This is a genomic window from Agrobacterium sp. rho-8.1 (genome assembly GCF_033957725.1).
Classification (GTDB): Bacteria; Pseudomonadota; Alphaproteobacteria; order Rhizobiales; family Rhizobiaceae; genus Agrobacterium.
Genome location: NZ_CP192788.1, coordinates 2,191,106 through 2,206,968 on the forward strand (window position 1 = coordinate 2,191,106; position 15,863 = coordinate 2,206,968).

A 15,863-nucleotide genomic window follows, 5' to 3' on the forward strand; every position below is an offset into this window, starting at 1 on the left:
CTGTCCCGAAGTGATCTGTTGCAGATATCAGGCGGACATTCGAACCGATGTCTGGCTTAGGGGGTTAAACGGCTGGAAGGTAATGTCGGCACCCACCACGGTCGCAACCGCATTGGCCGGTATGGTCTCCCATTTTTCCGCACCCGTACCGAAGGGCTCGGACGCGACCGCAATGCCCAAGCCCACATTGCGCCAGTAGAGCGTCGGCGGACGCTCGTCGCTGGACCAACGGAAAGCGTGCAGCGTCTCACCATCGGAATGGATGGCGCTGAAACGAATGGGTTGATCCACGCCGGAGCGCTCGACAACATCGAGGCATGTCTGCAACGTCTTCTTCAACGCACCAATAGGATCACGATCCAGTCCGAAGCCGGCAGCGATAAGGAAGATGGCTTCGCTATCGCCATTTCCCGCACGCGAGCAGTAGACCTCATCGGGAATATGCGCCTCGATCGCGCGCTTCACCTTTTCATACCCGCCGATCTGGCCGTTATGCATGAACAGATGGCGACCGAATCCGAACGGGTGACAATTGGCCATGGAAACGCCGCCTGTCGTTGCCGAGCGGACATGGGCCAGAAACATGCCGGAGCGCAATTGATGACACAGGGATGTGAGGTTTTTATCCGACCATGCGGGAAGAATGCCGCGATAGATGCCGGGCTCCCCCCTCTCCCCGTACCAGCCGATGCCGCACCCGTCTCCATTCACCACCGTCTTCGCCTCCCGCGCCGCAAGCGACTGGGTGATGAGTGAACTTTCCGGCTCGATCAAAAGCGAATCGAGCCAGACGGGAGCACCGGAATAGGCGAGAAAACGACACATGCGGACACCGTTGAAGCGGGTTGTGGTCCGGCACGAAAGCGCCGGATCTGGGCATTTATAAGATCGTCAGGCCTGCAGAACAACGACACGCGCGCCGACCGGCACACGCTCATAGAGGTCGATAATGTCATGGTTAAGCATGCGAATGCAGCCGCTCGACATGGCGTGACCGATGGACTGCGGCTGGTTGGTACCATGCAGACGGAACATCGTGTCGTTGCCCTCGCGGTAGAGATAAAGTGCGCGCGCGCCGAGTGGATTGTTCGGACCACCGGGCATGCCACCGGCGTATTTCAGATTCTTATGCGGTTCGCGACGGATCATGTTTGGTGTCGGTGTCCAGCTCGGCCATTCCGACTTGCGACCGATATAGGCGTTGCCCCGTAAGGCGAGACCTTGGCGTCCGACGCCAACGCCGTAGCGCATCGCCCGACCATTGCCCATCACATAATACAAACGCCGCGCCGGTGTATCGACAACCACAGTGCCTGCCGGATGTGTGGTCTCATAGGCGACTTCCTGACGGCGCAGTTCCGGCTTGATTTTTTCCAGTTCCATGGCCTTGAGCGGGAATTTCTCGTCAGGCACGGCTGCGTAATTCTGTCTCTGCTGGACGAAATTGGTACTCGCGCAGCCAGCGAGGAAGAGTGGCATTCCGAAAAGCACACCACGACGCGAAATAGACATATGACCCCCGGTCGAAAATCCTTAGATTAACAACAGGTATAATTTTATAGTTAACAAACCCTAAATTGCGGAGAGCACCTATTAACCCAGGCACCATCCAGTCGAATAAATAGGTTGAGCTGTCTTGCCTCAAAAAACGGCGTAATTGTCCAGAGTTTGAATTTAGAAGAAGGAAAAACACCCTTTCAAAACCCGCTAGCGATGAAACCATTCCGTCTCTGGCGCATTTTTACTCATGAGTGCGGAAAAATGCTTATTTTATTGATATTTAGCAACATCATACTTTCAAAAAATCTGCTGCGAGGTGACGCATGGTTCTTGCATTGCTGTCGCCATTGTATTCAAATGGACAAAAATGGGGAACCACAAGTTGGCATTTGACGAAATGATAGATGCGGACTCAACGCCGCGAAGCCCATATGAGAAATACAACGACTGGTATAGTCGTCAGGACCGAGCGCACCTGATCCAGAAATCGAGGGACGCTGAGAACATATTCAGAAAGACGGGTATTACCTTTGCCGTCTACGGCCACGCCGACAGCGCCGAAAAGCTCATCCCCTTCGATATTATCCCCCGCATCATCTCCGGTCGCGAATGGCGCAAACTGGCACAGGGTATCGAACAGCGTGTCCTTGCTCTCAACGCGTTTCTCGACGATATCTATCATAAGCAGGAAATCATCCGTGCCGGGCGTATTCCTCGTGAACTCATTGAGCGCAACGAGGCGTTTCTTCCCGAGATGATCGGGTTCAAACCTCCTGGCGGCGTCTACACACACATCGTCGGCACGGATATCGTGCGAACCGGTGAAGACCAGTTCTACGTTCTGGAAGACAACGCCCGTACGCCGTCCGGTGTCAGCTACATGCTGGAAAACCGTGAAACAATGATGCAGATGTTTCCGGAACTGTTTCACGAAAACAAGGTGCAGAGGGTCGAGGATTACCCTTATCAACTTCGTCAATCGCTCGCATCGCTTGCGCCTCCGGGATGTAAAGGCAAGCCACGCGTTGCGGTCCTCACTCCCGGCATACACAATTCGGCTTATTACGAGCATTCATTCCTGGCCGACATGATGGGCGTGGAACTGGTGGAGGGTTCCGACCTTCGCGTCATGGACGGCAAGGTTAAGATGCGGACGACCCGCGGCTACGAGGCTATCGACGTTCTCTACCGCCGCGTCGACGACGACTTCCTCGATCCCCTCACCTTCCGCCCGGATTCCGCTCTTGGTGTTCCCGGCATCATGGATGTCTACCGTGCCGGCAACATCACCATTGCCAATGCGCCGGGAACAGGAATTTCAGACGATAAGGCGATCTATTCCTACATGCCTGAGATCGTCGAGTTCTATACGGGCCGCAAGCCGCTGCTCGAGAACGTGCCAACATGGCGGTGTTCGGAGCCGGACAGCCTGAAATATGTATTGGACAATCTGGCCGAACTGGTCGTGAAGGAGGTTCACGGATCCGGCGGTTATGGAATGCTTGTCGGACCTACGGCATCGAAGAAGGAGCGCACATTGTTTGCAGACAAACTGCGCGCTCGACCTTCTAACTACATCGCACAACCCACGCTTTCCCTGTCCACGGTGCCGATCATGGTGAAAAATGGAATTGCGCCGCGTCACGTCGATCTTCGCCCCTATGTTCTGGTTTCGGATAAGGTCAAGATCATCCCAGGCGGGCTGACACGCGTTGCCCTCAAACAGGGATCGCTCGTGGTGAATTCCAGCCAGGGCGGCGGCACCAAGGATACGTGGGTACTGGAGGACTAAGCCATGCTGGGAAGAACGGCGAACGGACTCTACTGGATGTTCCGCTACATCGAACGTGCGGAAAACATTGCCCGGCTGGTGGATGCCGGAATGCGGGTTTCGCTGACCCGCAGCGGAAGCGCTGACGAAGATTGGGATGGCGTGCTGCAGAGCGCAGGCGCGCGCGAAGAATTTCTCGAACGGCACGAAAAGGTCACGACGGCGGATGCCATCGACTACATGCTGCGTGACAAGACCAATCCATCAAGCGTCATGTCCTGCATCGAGTTCGGCAGGAACAACGCCCGCATGGTGCGCACCGCGCTCACCCGCGAGACGTGGGAAGCAACAAATGAGTTCTGGATGGAACTCAAGACGATCTTCAGTCGAAAGCAAAAAGCCGCTGAATTGCCCCAGGTTATCGATGCGATCAAACACAGAGCCGGGCTGGTACGCGGTGCGTTTCATGGCTCGATGCTGCGCAACGATCTCTACAATTTTTCACGCATCGGCACCTTTATCGAGCGCGCCGATAACACGGCCCGCATTCTGGATGTGAAGTATTACGTCCTGTTGCCAGCGGCGGTACAAGTGGGTTCTTCGCTCGACAACGCGCAGTGGGAATCGATCCTGCGCTCTGTTTCTGCTCACAGATCCTATGGCTGGGTCTATGACGCGGAGTACAAACCATCCAACATCGCAGATTTTCTCATTCTCAACGGCCGTATGCCCCGCTCACTTGCTTACTGCTATCATAAGATCGTCAGTAACCTCGGCTATTTGGCGCACGAATATGAAGACCGCCATAAGGCGCATGAAACGGCTGAGGCCATCAGGGCGACGCTTGAGAAAACGACGATAAGCCGTGTCATGGATCAGGGCCTGCACGAATTCCTCGAACTGTTCATTCACAAGAACGGACAGTTGGGGCAGGAAATAACGGAAGGCTACCGCTTCTACCAATAAGCGGTGAGACGAGGATACGGTATGCGTCTGAACATCAACCACACGACCGAGTATCTCTACGACGAGCCGGTGCCATACTCCCTGCAACGGTTGAGACTGACGCCGGCCAGCGGTCCCACGCAGACGGTAACCGACTGGGACGTGACCGTCGATGGTGCCAAGCTCGAAGTGCGCTACGACGACCATTTTGGCAACCGTGTCGAGCTGGTCGAGACCGAGGGACCGCGCAGCGCGGTGAAGGTCATCGCCCGCGGCGAAGTGGAAACGATAGACAAAGCCGGCGTTTTTGGTCCCCATATCGGCAATGCTCCGCTGTGGCTCTTCATGCGTGAAACGCCTCTGACAAAGCCGGGAAAACTCATTCGTGAGCTGGCACGACAGGCGACGGGTGATACGCCGCTTGAGCGCCTGCATGAATTGATGGCCCTCGTTCACCTTGAAGTCGAATACGTGACAGGATCGACGGGAACGGCAACCACGGCTGAACAGGCACTGGAAGCAGGCAAGGGAGTGTGTCAGGACCACAGCCACATTCTCATTTCAGCCGCGCGGCAAATGGGGCTCCCTGCGCGTTACATTTCCGGTTACCTGATGATGGAAGATGTCGCCGAACAGGTCGCCACCCATGCTTGGGCAGAAGTCCATGTTCCGGGGCTTGGCTGGGTTGGCTTCGATGCAGCTAACAAACTTTGCCCGGACGAACGCTATGTGCGTATCGCCAGCGGACTGTGCTATCGGGACTGCGCTCCCGTCTCAGGCATGCGCGTTGGGCTCTCCGGCGAAAGCCTTACCGTATCGGTGACGGTTCAAGAAACGCACAGCCAGTCTCAGTCCCAAAGCTAATATCGTCATATCGAGCGATCGAAGCGAAACGACAGCTGTATTAAGAATGCCTCAATTCCATATTTGACAGTACTTGTGAATACCCAGAAGAACTTGCGGCCTCAAGTTCATATTGTTGCGAGACTCAAATCACAGCGATATGGATATAAAAAAATTGCGGAGCTGCTGGTGATGCTTGTCAATGCGACTATTAATCGGTCGACTTCGGCTCCAAAATCCATGAAAAACCAAAAAAAGTCGCGAGCGACGAAGCGCTCCCCCTTCTTTTCTTGGAAGGCAAATAAAAACCTCAAGTCTTGCCCATATATCAAGAAAGCCGTTCGAAACGATCCATTACAACCAGTGGCTATTTTTCATATTAAGAATATGTGACGGATTTAGACTCCGTGCTAACTTCAACGAGACATAAGACCGAGGCCACTGTTAATCAAAATTTTACACTTCATGGATGATAGTGACACAGGTCATGTGAGGTGCGCGTGATGTGCCTTTCCGGTGCGTCGCTTTTACCAAAAGTCTCGTGCTAAAAACGAAGCTCTAATGTCCAATGGCGTGGGGATCAGAACTGTCCAAGGTTCTGTACGCATGATGCCCTTCCGATGCGCCGGCTCTCTCGAGCCATGTCCTGCTTAAATATTGCTATTGTCCAGAACGGACGCTCAACCGGTCGGTGTGTACATCGAACGAATGAGGCACTGCGTCAATTCGCGCAAAAGCGCATCCGGGGGATCGGATGCGGCCTTAGGGCTGCGCTGCGCAATTGGGGTGGTGAATGGCACTTTGGCCAGTTATCAACGGGGGCACGTGTCCATGACTTCTATTATCTCTTCGCTATCTGTAAAACAAATCGCGTCACTTTCGACCGCCTCCATTGCCACTCTGAAATCCACGGACGTGGATGCTCTGAAGAGCAACCAGATCGCCGCACTCTCGTCAGCGCAACTCAACGCGTTCTCGACAAGCGCGATCAACTCGTTCGATAGCGGGCAGATCAGCGCCATCACCGCCAAAGCGGTGATCGGCCTGACGGTCGGCCAGCTACAAGCCATCGAGTCCTCGCAAATGACTGGCCTTACAGCAGGCCAGATTTCCGTATTGAGCACGGACCAGTTCAGCGCCCTGTCGTCTGATGAAATCGAAATTTTGAACACCAAACAAGTCGCAGCCCTGACCGCCGCACAGGTCGCGACCCTCAGCTCTGCCGAACTCAACAGCTTCGAAACAGCCGAGATTGCAGCCCTCAACGTCGCGTCCCTCTCCGGTATCGACTCCACGACACTGGCGAGCCTCTCGACAGCCAACTTTGCAGCCCTCAGCGCCGCTCAGGTCGCAAAGCTCTCGACAGCTCAGATCGGTGCCGTCACATCCACACAGCTTGACGTTCTGACCACAGGCCAGATCGCCGGACTGTCTGCAGCACAGATCAAGACCATCACAACATCGGCCCTGGCCGCACTCGACAGCACTCAGGTTGCAGCATTCGCTCCAGCCCAGATCGCTGCCATGACCACCGATCAGCTTCAGTCCTTCAGCTCCGACAACATCGCTGCGCTGACGACAAAGCAGGCTGCTGCTCTCACCGCCGCACAGGTCGCAACCCTCAGCTCCGCCGAACTCAACAGCTTCGAAACAGCCGAGATCAAGGCTCTGACCGCAGGCGCTCTGTCCGGCATGACAACCGATGCCGTCGCAGGCCTCACCACGGCTGCCCTGACTGCCTTCAGTGCAACACAGGTCGCAACACTGAGCACAGCACAGATCGCCTCGCTCAAATCCGACCAGATCCAGGAACTCACAACCGACCAGATCAAGGCACTGACTGCCAATCAGGTTGCGGCCATCACGACATCCTCTATCGCAACCTTGAAGACAGAGCAGGTCGCTGCGCTCTCCAACAAGCAACTGGTCGCATTGTCCACCGATCAACTGCAGGCCTTCACTTCGACGAACATTGCAGCCCTCACAACCACACAGGCTGGTGCCCTGACCGCAGCACAGGTCGCAACCCTCAGCTCTGCCGAACTCAACAGCTTCGAAACAGCCGAGATTGCAGCCCTCAACGTCGCGTCCCTCTCCGGTATCGACTCCTCGACACTGGCGAGCCTCTCCACAGCCAACTTTGCAGCCCTCAGCGCCGCTCAGGTCGCAAAGCTCTCCACAGCACAGATCGGTGCCGTCACATCCACACAGCTTGACGTTCTGACCACAGGCCAGATCGCCGGACTGTCTGCAGCACAGATCAAGACCATCACAACATCGGCTCTGGCCGCTCTCGACAGCACGCAGGTTGCAGCATTCGCTCCAACCCAGATCGCTGCCATGACCACCGACCAGCTTCAGTCCTTCAGCTCCGACAACATCGCAGCGCTCACGACAAAGCAGGCCGCTGCCCTGACCGCAGCGCAGGTCGCAACCCTCAGCTCTGCCGAACTCAACAGCTTCGAAACAGCCGAGATCGCAGCCCTCAACGTCGCGTCCCTATCCGGTATCGACTCCACGACACTGGCGAGCCTCTCGACAGCCAACTTTGCAGCCCTCAGCGCCGCTCAGGTCGCAAAGCTCTCGACAGCTCAGATCGGTGCCGTCACATCCACACAGCTTGACGTTCTGACCACAGGCCAGATCGCCGGACTGTCTGCAGCACAGATCAAGACCATCACAACATCGGCCCTGGCCGCACTCGACAGCACTCAGGTTGCAGCATTCGCTCCAGCCCAGATCGCTGCCATGACCACCGATCAGCTTCAGTCCTTCAGCTCCGACAACATCGCTGCGCTGACGACAAAGCAGGCTGCTGCTCTCACCGCCGCACAGGTCGCAACCCTCAGCTCCGCCGAACTCAACAGCTTCGAAACAGCCGAGATCAAGGCTCTGACCGCAGGCGCTCTGTCCGGCATGACAACCGATGCCGTCGCAGGCCTCACCACGGCTGCCCTGACTGCCTTCAGTGCAACACAGGTCGCAACACTGAGCACAGCACAGATCGCCTCGCTCAAATCCGACCAGATCCAGGAACTCACAACCGACCAGATCAAGGCACTGACTGCCAATCAGGTTGCGGCCATCACGACATCCTCTATCGCAACCTTGAAGACAGAGCAGGTCGCTGCGCTCTCCAACAAGCAACTGGTCGCATTGTCCACCGATCAACTGCAGGCCTTCACTTCGACGAACATTGCAGCCCTCACAACCACACAGGCTGGTGCCCTGACCGCAGCACAGGTCGCAACCCTCAGCTCTGCCGAACTCAACAGCTTCGAAACAGCCGAGATTGCAGCCCTCAACGTCGCGTCCCTCTCCGGTATCGACTCCTCGACACTGGCGAGCCTCTCCACAGCCAACTTTGCAGCCCTCAGCGCCGCTCAGGTCGCAAAGCTCTCCACAGCACAGATCGGTGCCGTCACATCCACACAGCTTGACGTTCTGACCACAGGCCAGATCGCCGGACTGTCTGCAGCACAGATCAAGACCATCACAACATCGGCTCTGGCCGCTCTCGACAGCACGCAGGTTGCAGCATTCGCTCCAACCCAGATCGCTGCCATGACCACCGACCAGCTTCAGTCCTTCAGCTCCGACAACATCGCAGCGCTCACGACAAAGCAGGCCGCTGCCCTGACCGCAGCGCAGGTCGCAACCCTCAGCTCTGCCGAACTCAACAGCTTCGAAACAGCCGAGATCGCAGCCCTCAACGTCGCGTCCCTATCCGGTATCGACTCCACGACACTGGCGAGCCTCTCGACAGCCAACTTTGCAGCCCTCAGCGCCGCTCAGGTCGCAAAGCTCTCGACAGCTCAGATCGGTGCCGTCACATCCACACAGCTTGACGTTCTGACCACAGGCCAGATCGCCGGACTGTCTGCAGCACAGATCAAGACCATCACAACATCGGCCCTGGCCGCACTCGACAGCACTCAGGTTGCAGCATTCGCTCCAGCCCAGATCGCTGCCATGACCACCGATCAGCTTCAGTCCTTCAGCTCCGACAACATCGCTGCGCTGACGACAAAGCAGGCTGCTGCTCTCACCGCCGCACAGGTCGCAACCCTCAGCTCCGCCGAACTCAACAGCTTCGAAACAGCCGAGATCAAGGCTCTGACCGCAGGCGCTCTGTCCGGCATGACAACCGATGCCGTCGCAGGCCTCACCACGGCTGCCCTGACCGCCTTCAGTGCAACACAGGTCGCAACACTGAGCACAGCACAGATCGCCTCGCTCAAGTCCGACCAGATCCAGGAACTCACAACCGACCAGATCAAGGCCCTCACCGCCAATCAGGTTGCGGCCATCACCACATCCTCTATCGCAACCTTGAAGACAGAGCAGGTCGCTGCGCTCTCCAACAAGCAACTGGTCGCATTGTCCACCGATCAACTGCAGGCGTTCACCTCGGGCAATATCGCAGCCCTCACCACCTCACAGGCTGGCGCTCTCACCGCAGCGCAGGTCGCAACCCTCAGCTCTGCCGAACTCAACAGCTTCGAAACAGCCGAGATCGCAGCCCTCAACGTCGCGTCCCTCTCCGGTATCGACTCCTCGACACTGGCGAGCCTCTCGACAGCCAACTTTGCAGCCCTCAGCGCCGCTCAGGTCGCAAAGCTCTCGACAGCTCAGATCGGTGCCGTCACATCCACACAGCTTGACGTTCTGACCACAGGCCAGATCGCCGGACTGTCGGCAGCACAGATCAAGACCATCACAACATCGGCTCTGGCCGCTCTCGACAGCACGCAGGTTGCAGCATTCGCTCCAACCCAGATCGCTGCCATGACCACCGACCAGCTTCAGTCCTTCAGCTCCGACAACATCGCAGCTCTCACGACAAAGCAGGCCGCTGCCCTGACCGCCGCACAGGTCGCGACCCTCAGCTCTGCCGAACTCAACAGCTTCGAAACAGCCGAGATTGCAGCCCTCAACGTCGCGTCCCTCTCCGGTATCGACTCCTCGACACTGGCAAGCCTCTCGACAGCCAACTTTGCAGCCCTCAGCGCCGCTCAGGTCGCAAAGCTATCCACAGCACAGATCGGTGCCGTCACATCCACACAGCTTGACGCTCTGACCACAGGCCAGATCGCCGGACTGACCGCACTACAGATCATGACGATCACAACATCGGCTCTGGCCGCACTCGACAGCACTCAGGTTGCAGCATTCGCTCCAACACAGATCGCTGCCATGACCAGCGATCAGTTCCAGTCACTTAGCTCGGACAACATTGCTGCGCTGACGACAAAGCAGGCCGCTGCCCTCACTGCAGCACAGGTGCTGACACTGAGCTCTGCCGAACTCAACAGCTTCGAAACGGCCGAGATTGCCGCTCTGGACATCAAGGCGCTTGCTGGTCTTACGACCTCTGCCATCGTAGGGTTGAGCGACACGACACTGGATGCTTTCACCACACAGCAGGTGCAAGCACTCGACAGCGCACAGGTGGACGCAGTGATCACTGCATACAACAACGTCTGATAACCAAAGTTAGACATCTCGACATTGAAACGGCGCGGTTCACCCCGCGCCGTTTTTTTATTTTTTGACTCACCGTATGCGATCGCGCCAAGCCAAGCAGAAACACATTACCATGGTCATATCCAGGTCACCGCAGGAACGCTCTTTACAAGACGCCCTCTCCCCTCGTTGGAATGTTGATCGTTCTTGATTGACGCCTCAATCAAAAAAGGCCCTGAACCACAAGGTTCAGGGCCTTTTTTGATTTGAACGATTTGATACGCTTAGAGCTGGCGGACCGAAATAGTCTCTTCCATTTCCACCTTGAGCGTGTTGCGCAGCGGCAGACCGAAACCGGTCGCCTCAATCTCGAACACGTCGCCGGCTTCCGGCTTCACACCATCGGCAAAGGACAGCGTGGCAGTGCCAAACATGTGGACATGCACTTCGCCGGGGGCCCGGAACAAACCATATTTGAAGTGATGGTATTCCAGATTGGCGAAGGTGTGGGACATGTTGTCCTCACCCGACAGAAACGGTTTTTCGAAGATGACCTTACCATCGCGTAGAATGCGGGATGTCCCGCGAATGTCGGAGGGCGGTTCACCCACCCGGATTTCCGGACCGAAACTTGCCGGACGCAGCTTGGAGTGGGCGAGATACAGGTAGTTCATCCGTTCAGTAACATGATCGGAGAACTCGTTGGAGACCGCAAAGCCGACACGGACGGCTTCGCCCGTCTCAGAGATGACATAGATACCAGCCATCTCAGGCTCTTCGCCACCGTCCAGCGCGAAAGACGGAGACAGCAGCGCAGCACCGGGTGCAGCGGCGACATTGCCGTTGCCCTTGTAGAACCATTCAGGCTGGACACCGGTCTGGCCGGGCTTCGGCTTGCCGTTTTCGAGACCCATCTTGAACATTTTCATCGAGTCCGTCAGGCTCTCGTCAGATGTCTCGCTGGTCTTTTTGTGCATGCTATCGCGTGTGGCGGCCGAACCCAGATGGGTCAACCCGGTGCCGGTCAGATGCAGATGCGCAGGGTCGGGATGCGTGATCGGCGGCAGAAAGCGGCCTTCGGCATAGACTTCCTCAAGATCGACCGCCTCGCCGTAGCCCTTGGCCTCGATCACTTCGGCCAACGACTTCTGGGTGTTGGCAGCTTCCATGGCCAGCGCATAGACCGATCCGGCATTGTTGACGGTGCGCGCCTGGCCACCCTCTTCACGAACGGCGACAATGATGTTTCCGCTCGCATCCTTGATTTGAGAAATCAGCACGGTAGTTCCTTTCAAAGACGATCTGACGCCTGCATCTCATGAAAGTGGCCGGAAACCGGCCACTTGTTCTTGTCAAAATCTGGCGGCGATCTGGCGATCAGCCCTTGTTCTTGTTGTAGACATCGAAGAACACGGCAGCCAGCAGCACGAGGCCCTTGACCATCTGCTGGAAGTCGATGCCGAGACCGACAATCGACATGCCATTGTTCATGACACCCATGATGAAGGCACCGATAACAGCGCCGGTGATCTTGCCAACGCCGCCGGATGCCGATGCGCCACCGATAAAGCAGGCCGCGATCACGTCCAGTTCGAAGCCAGCACCCGCTTTAGGCGTTGCCGAGTTCAGGCGCGTCGCAATGATCATGCCAGCAAGACCAGCGAGAACACCCATGTTGACGAAGGTCAGGAAGCTCAAGCGTTCGGTGTTGATGCCGGACAGCTTCGTCGCCTTTTCATTGCCACCCATGGCGTAAATGCGACGACCGATGGTCGTGCGGCGCGTGACGAAGCTGTAAACAGCGATCAGCACGAGCATGACGATCAAGACGTTCGGAAGGCCGCGATACGTCGACAGCTGGTAGCCCAGAAAGACAATGGCAAGCGAAATCAGGGCGTGCTGAGCAATGAAGAAACCGAAAGGCTCGACATCGATGCCGTGACTCTGGTTCACCTTGCGGCGGCGCAGCGCAAACACGAACAGGACAACGGTGATAGCAACGGTCAGAACCATGGACGTCGTATTGAAACCGGCGATACCGCCGATATCAGGCAAGAAGCCGGTGCTAACGACCTGGAAATCGACCGGGAACGGACCGATATTCTTGCCGCCGAGAACGAACAGCGTCAGACCGCGGAACACGAGCATACCAGCCAGCGTCACGATGAATGACGGGATGCGGTGATAGGCGATCCAGTAACCCTGTGCAGCCCCGATCAGACCCCCGACGCCAAGGCAGATCAGTGCTGCCAGCAACGGGTTCATACCCCATTGCACGGTCAGAATTGCCGCGACCGCGCCGACGAAGGCGACGATGGAGCCGACCGAAAGGTCGATATGTCCCGCCACGATCACCAGCAACATGCCGAGCGACATGATGACGATGAACGAGTTCTGAAGGATCAGGTTCGTCAGGTTAACAGGGCGAAACAGAATACCGCCCGTGTAAAACTGAAAGAAAACCATGATGGCGACGAGCGCGATCAACATGCCGTATTCGCGGATATTGGCCCGGATATACGAGCCGACGGATACGACGTTGCTCTCTTCGGTGGATGTGTTGGCCGAACTCATCAGTTCTTCTCCCCTGAGCGCATTATAGCGCGCATGATGCTTTCCTGGCTCGCCTCTCCCTTCGGCAATTCGGCGACAATCCGTCCTTCGTTCATAACGTAGATGCGGTCGCAATTGCCAAGCAGTTCGGGCATTTCCGATGAGATCATCAGAACGCCTTTTCCTTCGGCGGCGAGCTGGTTGATAATGGTGTAGATTTCATATTTTGCACCGACGTCGATGCCGCGTGTCGGCTCATCAAGAATGAGGACGTCAGGATTGGAGAACAACCATTTCGACAAGACAACCTTCTGCTGGTTACCACCGGAAAGGTTGATCGTCTCCTGAAAGATGCCGGAAGAGCGGATACGCAAACGCTTGCGGAAGTCGTTCGCGACCGTCATTTCCTTGATATCGTCGATGACGCTGGCAGACGACACACCGGCCAGATTGGCAAGTGTCGTGTTGTGCAAAATATTGTCGTTGAGCACGAGGCCCAGATGTTTGCGGTCCTCGGTCACATAAGCGAGACCGGCGTCGATGGCCTTTCGCACGGTGCTGACATCAACGGGCTTGCCATGGATCAGAACGTCGCCGGTGATCTTGTGACCATAGGATTTTCCGAACACGCTCATCGCAAATTCGGTGCGCCCCGCACCCATCAGACCCGCAATACCCACGACCTCGCCCTTGCGGACGCTGACGTTGATATCGTGCAATACCTGGCGATCGCGGTGCTGCTGGTGATAGGCGTTCCAGTTCTTCACTTCCAGAATGGTTTCGCCGATCGGCACGTCGCGTGGTGGGTAACGGTCTTCGAGATCGCGGCCCACCATGTTGCGGATGATGACGTCTTCGCTGATCTCTTCGTTATGACAGTCCAGCGTCTTGACGGTCATCCCGTCGCGCAGAACCGTGATCTGGTCTGCCACCTTGCGCACTTCGTTGAGCTTGTGCGTGATGATGATGGACGTCAGACCCTGCTTGCGGAACTCGATCAAAAGATTGAGGAGGGCTTCCGAATCGCTTTCGTTCAAGGACGCGGTGGGTTCGTCCAGAATGAGCAGCTTGACGCTCTTGGAGAGCGCCTTGGCGATTTCCACGAGCTGCTGCTTGCCCACACCAATGTCGGTGATCAGCGTTTCAGGCGATTCCTTGAGGCCGACCTTCTTCAACAGCTCGCGCGTACGGTTGAACGTCTGCTGCCAGCTGATGACGCCATTGGTGGCAATCTCGTTTCCGAGGAAAATGTTTTCAGCAATCGACAGAAGCGGCACGAGGGCCAGTTCCTGGTGAATGATGATGATGCCCACGTCTTCACTATCGTTGATCGCGCGGAAGTTCCGCAACTGACCTTCATAGTGAATTTCGCCGTCATAGGTGCCGGCGGGATAAACGCCTGAAAGGACCTTCATAAGGGTCGACTTTCCAGCACCGTTTTCGCCGACGAGTGCGTGTATCTCACCCTGGCGAACCTTGAGGTTCACATTCTCAAGCGCTTTCACGCCCGGGAAGGTCTTGGTGATATTCCGCATTTCGAGAATGGTATTGTCCATATCGCAATCCAGCGCCGTACAATCCGGCGTTCTTATTTGAAGAAGCGGGGATGGATACAGTATCCATCCCCGCCACGATCATAAAATTACTTCAGCTGGTCTTCTTTGTAGTAACCGCTGTCAACCAGAACCTGCTTGACGTTGTCCTTGGTCACGGCAACTGGCTTCAGGAGGTAGGAAGGAACGACCTTGACGCCATTTTCATAGGTCTTTGTGTCGTTAACTTCAGGCTCTTTGCCCTGCATCGCTGCATTGACCATGCCAACGGTAACCTTGGCGAGTTCGCGTGTGTCCTTGAAGATCGTGGAGTACTGTTCGCCAGCCATGATCGACTTGACGGACGGAACTTCAGCATCCTGACCGGAAACGATTGGAAGCGGCATGTCGCCAGAACCATAACCAACGCCCTTGAGCGAAGAGATGATACCGATGGAGATACCGTCGTAAGGCGACAGAACCGCATCGACCTTACCGTCTGTGTAGTATGCAGACAGAAGGTTATCCATACGGGCCTGAGCCGTTGCAGGATCCCAACGTAGCGTACCGACCTTGTCCATGCCCATCTGGCCGGACTTCACGACCAGCTTGCCGCTGTCGATGTAAGGCTTCAGAACAGACATCGCACCGTCGTAGAAGAAGAACGCGTTGTTGTCGTCTGGCGAACCGCCGAACAGCTCGATGTTGAACGGGCCCTTGCCGTCCTTCAGGCCAAGCTTGTCGGTGATGGATGTTGCCTGCAACACGCCAACCTGGAAGTTGTCGAAGGTTGCGTAGTAGCTGACGTCGCCGCTGTTACGGATCAGGCGGTCATAAGCGATTACCTTGATGCCCTGCGAACCAGCCTGCTTTAGCACGTCCGAAAGCGTGGTGCCGTCGATCGATGCGATCACGAGGACCTTTACGCCCTTGGTAACCATGTTCTCAATCTGGGACAGCTGATTCGGAATATCGTCGTCAGCGTACTGCAGATCTGTCGCGTAACCAGCTTCCTGAAGCTGCTTTACGATGTTGTTGCCGTCATCGATCCAGCGTGCAGACGACTTCGTTGGCATCGCGATACCAACTGTGCCCTTATCCTGCGCCCAGACCGGCGACGCAAATGCTGCAGCGCCGATGGCACAGGCCGCAACCAACGAAATGATGGATTTCATAAACTCTCTCCCTTGAACCCTCTTGCCGGCGCTGTCTATCGACAATCCGCCTTCAAATCCACTGCCCGAGCAATGGAG

Annotated in this window: 10 protein-coding genes; 4 read left to right on the forward strand and 6 right to left on the reverse strand. The window is 56.4% G+C overall.

The features are described 5' to 3' along the window. Positions 1-27: 27 nt before the first annotated feature. Both RMR21_RS10905 and RMR21_RS10910 read right to left on the reverse strand, forming a co-directional pair. A complete protein-coding gene (locus RMR21_RS10905; RefSeq protein WP_498668040.1) occupies positions 28-825 on the reverse strand; it encodes a class II glutamine amidotransferase in 798 nt (265 codons plus the stop codon). 66 nt (positions 826-891) lie between these two features. After that, entirely contained in the window at positions 892-1,512 is a 621-nt protein-coding gene (locus RMR21_RS10910; protein WP_498668041.1) for a L,D-transpeptidase, read from the reverse strand. Positions 1,513-1,882: 370 nt separating this feature from the next. Between RMR21_RS10910 and RMR21_RS10915 the strand changes: the two genes are divergently transcribed. From RMR21_RS10915 to RMR21_RS10930, 4 genes are all read left to right on the forward strand, one after another. Continuing rightward, positions 1,883-3,292 carry a circularly permuted type 2 ATP-grasp protein gene (locus tag RMR21_RS10915; RefSeq protein WP_498668042.1) on the forward strand — a complete coding sequence of 470 codons (1,410 nt, stop codon included), beginning with the start codon at positions 1,883-1,885 and terminating at the stop codon, positions 3,290-3,292. A 3-nt stretch (positions 3,293-3,295) separates the two neighbouring features. Continuing rightward, entirely contained in the window at positions 3,296-4,237 is a 942-nt protein-coding gene (locus tag RMR21_RS10920; RefSeq protein WP_498668043.1) for an alpha-E domain-containing protein, read from the forward strand. A gap of 21 nt (positions 4,238-4,258) precedes the next feature. Further along, positions 4,259-5,080, forward strand: a complete 822-nt coding sequence (locus tag RMR21_RS10925; RefSeq protein WP_498668044.1) for a transglutaminase family protein — start codon at positions 4,259-4,261, stop codon at positions 5,078-5,080. Between the two features lie 810 nt (positions 5,081-5,890). After that, entirely contained in the window at positions 5,891-10,546 is a 4,656-nt protein-coding gene (locus RMR21_RS10930; protein WP_498668045.1) for a beta strand repeat-containing protein, read from the forward strand. A gap of 263 nt (positions 10,547-10,809) precedes the next feature. Here the strand turns inward: RMR21_RS10930 and araD1 are convergent, their stop codons facing one another. The 4 genes from araD1 to chvE all read right to left on the reverse strand — a co-directional run bounded on the left by araD1 (position 10,810) and on the right by chvE (position 15,785). Then, a complete protein-coding gene (gene araD1, locus RMR21_RS10935) occupies positions 10,810-11,805 on the reverse strand; it encodes an AraD1 family protein (protein WP_498668046.1) in 996 nt (331 codons plus the stop codon). 97 nt (positions 11,806-11,902) lie between these two features. Further along, positions 11,903-13,099: a multiple monosaccharide ABC transporter permease gene (gene mmsB, locus RMR21_RS10940; RefSeq protein ID WP_498668047.1), complete on the reverse strand. Its 1,197-nt coding sequence runs from the start codon at positions 13,097-13,099 to the stop codon at positions 11,903-11,905. Next, positions 13,099-14,634, reverse strand: a complete 1,536-nt coding sequence (gguA, locus tag RMR21_RS10945) for a sugar ABC transporter ATP-binding protein GguA (RefSeq protein ID WP_498668048.1) — start codon at positions 14,632-14,634, stop codon at positions 13,099-13,101. Before gguA ends, mmsB begins: the two co-directional genes overlap by 1 nt. An 86-nt stretch (positions 14,635-14,720) precedes the next feature. Next, positions 14,721-15,785, reverse strand: coding sequence for a sugar ABC transporter substrate-binding protein ChvE (gene chvE / locus RMR21_RS10950; RefSeq protein ID WP_498668049.1), 1,065 nt, complete (start codon positions 15,783-15,785; stop codon positions 14,721-14,723). Positions 15,786-15,863 lie beyond the last annotated feature (78 nt).